The organism is Bacteroidota bacterium (genome assembly GCA_034723125.1).
In the GTDB taxonomy this organism is placed as follows: domain Bacteria; phylum Bacteroidota; class Bacteroidia; order CAILMK01; family JAAYUY01; genus JAYEOP01.
Map to the genome: position 1 here is coordinate 1 of JAYEOP010000290.1, position 2,854 is coordinate 2,854.

The following is a 2,854-nucleotide window of genomic DNA, read 5'->3' on the forward strand; positions in this document are numbered from 1 at the left end:
CATAGCACTATCTGGCGAGCAAAAGACCCTGTTAAAACATTTATTGAAATCAAAGAAAAATGGTTGGAACAGTAAAAACTAAAAGAAAATAATAGTTTATGGGTGAAATTCCCCTTTACCTACTCGACTACCATGCGTTAATTATTCTTATTTATCAGATTAACGATTACTTTTGTCATGGTATCTTTTTCATCTGGATTACTTACTGCTATCATTAAAGTCAATGCAACTAATGTGTTATCAGCAATTCTTTTATTTCCGTTTTTGTCAAAGAGAATTCCATTCCGTTCCATGAAGTACAAAAATAGGAAGGCTGCAATTCGCTTGTTCCCATCAGAAAACGAATGGTTTTTAGTGATAAAATATAAGAGGTTCGCTGCCTTTTCTTCTATGCTTGGATATAAATCAGTACCACTAAAAGTCTGATAAATTGTTGCTACTGAACTTTGAAATGATTCATCTTTTTCATGTCCGAATAAATCACTGTTTCCATGTGCTTTTTTAACTAACATGATTTGATTCATTGCCTCTTCGTAAGTCAATTGATAAGTTTCCTTTCCAGAGGTATTTTTAATTTCAAGACTTTTATAATCATATTGGTCTAAAATATCTAAAGCATAAGCATAATCGGAAATTATTTTCAATAAACCAGTGCTTTCATCATTTGACAGTGTTTTGAAGGTTAATGCGTTTCCAAGTATTTTAACGGAATTCTTAAGTTCTGTTAATTGTTCATTTTGTTGGGTCAATCGCTTTTCATTTATAGAAAATCCTTTAATGAGGTAATCTTTCAGTATTCTGTTAGCCCACATTCTAAATTGAGTACCTCGTTTTGAGTTAACTCTATAACCAACAGCAATAATTAAATCAAGGTTGTAGAAATTTATTTTTCTAGTTATTTGGCGTTTGCCCTCTTTTTGAACTTGTTCAATTTTTGCACAAGTTGAATTTTTTTCTAATTCTTCTGATTTATAAATATTGGAAATATGCTTAGTAATCGAACTCCTGTTTGTTTCAAATAATTCTTCCAGTTGATATTGATTTAACCAAACTGTTTCTTTATCAAACTTAACTTGAATTTCAGTCTTTCCATTTTCTGTTGTGTATATTTCAATATTTGAATTGTTCATTTATCCACTTTTTTTCAAAAATAATCAAATAGTATTACATTGGAACATGATTTTTTTTAATGAACGGTAACGTCAGTCTGTCTAATAACCCTAACCACCGATTAATTTTTTGTCAAATATAAGAATATTTCTGCTTTGCTCAACATTTTTCTATGGTCAAAAAAGATGTTAATCCAAAAACACAATTATTTTTTTCCTTTATCTAAAGAACCGCCAAGTACAGCCCGTGCCGAATACTTTCGGTGAGACTCGCTTGGTTTATACTGAACGAAGTTGAAGGGCTTGGTGGTCATGCTTGCATTTTATTATAGCAGATAAATGTGAGAGGTTTAGGGATGAAATTTCCTTTTACCTACTCGACTATCGTCTTTTTGTTTTATTTTTTTAGTCAATTCGTTTTCAAGTTCTTCAATTGATGGTAGCTTAGATTTAATATTTTCAGGAATGGCATCCGTAAGTCGATATTCGGTAATTCCCATGGGTTTATTTATATCCCTAAGAGCATATTCTACTTCAATCTTATCCTTTTTCTTGCACAAAAGGATTCCAACTGAAGGATTGTCTTCTTCTCGTTTTAGTTTACTGTCAACTGCTGACAGGTAGAAATTCAATTTTCCTGCAAATTCAGGTTTAAATTTCCCTGCTTTCAATTCAATAACAATGAAACACTTTAGCTCCATGTGATAAAACAGCATGTCAATGAAATAATCATTTTCGCTGACTTCAATTTTATATTGTCTTCCAAGGAATGCAAATCCTTTTCCAAGCTCTAATAAAAATTTGGTAATATTTTTAACTAATTCATTTTCAATTGCAATCTCCAGTGCATCGTCATGCAGACCGAGAAAATCAAAATTGTAAGGGTCTTTTAGTATTTCGGCTACTAATTCAGATTGTCTTTCAGGAAGCGTTTGTGGAAAATTATTGTCAGAAAAACCTATACGTTTATAAAGATTTTTCTCAATCTGAATTTCTAAAGTATCTCTATCCCAACTATTTTTAATAGTTTCATTACAATAGAACTCTGCTTCATCAATATCTTTGACTTTTGTGATAATCAATCGATTATGTCCCCATGGAATTTGTGCCACGCTCTGTGGCACAAATTGATATCTTGTCGAATAAAATTTATACCATTGTCTGATTGCATAAATATTCCTACGTGAAAATCCTTTAATCTCAGGAAATTCATGTTTTAATTCAAGTGCAATCTGCTCAATAAATTTACTCCCCCATTCTGATTTATCTTGTTTCTCTGAGATATCCTTTCCTATTTCCCAATATATTTCAAGGAGCTGAGAATTAATCGAAAAGGCAACTTTCCGATGTGCTACATGAATCTTGGATTTTAATTCTTTAATCCATGTTTTATATTCTAATGTGTTTAATTCTGTATTCATCTTTCAAAGATATAATATACTTTCTTAATAGCTACTGTTTTTTTTCAAACTTGCCCATAACGTCAGTCTATCTAATAACACTAACCACCGATTAATTTTTTGTCAAATATAAGGATATTTCTGATTTACTCAACTTTTTCTATGGTCAAAAAAGATGTTAATCCAAACACACAATTATTTTTTTTATCTAATGAACTGCCAAGTACAGCCTGTGCCGAATACTTTCAACGATTTTATTTTAGGAATAGATATTACATCACTTAAATTTAAAATCGAGTTTAAAATTGTACAACCAGGGAATATGTGGGTCAATACCATTCTGTA

General features: G+C 31.0%; 2 protein-coding genes. Both read right to left on the minus strand.

The window, feature by feature from the left end:
* Nucleotides 1-137 precede the first annotated feature (137 nt).
* Nucleotides 138-1,130, minus strand: coding sequence for a RhuM family protein (gene rhuM, locus U9R42_08010; protein MEA3495964.1), 993 nt, complete (start codon nt 1,128-1,130; stop codon nt 138-140).
* A 329-nt stretch (nt 1,131-1,459) separates the two neighbouring features.
* On the minus strand, nt 1,460-2,530 hold the full coding sequence (locus U9R42_08015) for a PDDEXK nuclease domain-containing protein (GenBank protein MEA3495965.1): 1,071 nt from the start codon (nt 2,528-2,530) through the stop codon (nt 1,460-1,462).
* Between the last annotated feature and the right edge of the window lie 324 nt (nt 2,531-2,854).

Excerpts from the sequence above, each read along its gene's own strand:
- U9R42_08015 (MEA3495965.1), bottom strand. The coding sequence starts at position 2,530 with ATGAATACAGAATTAAACACATTAGAATATAAAACATGGATTAAAGAA.
- rhuM (MEA3495964.1), bottom strand. The coding sequence starts at position 1,130 with ATGAACAATTCAAATATTGAAATATACACAACAGAAAATGGAAAGACT.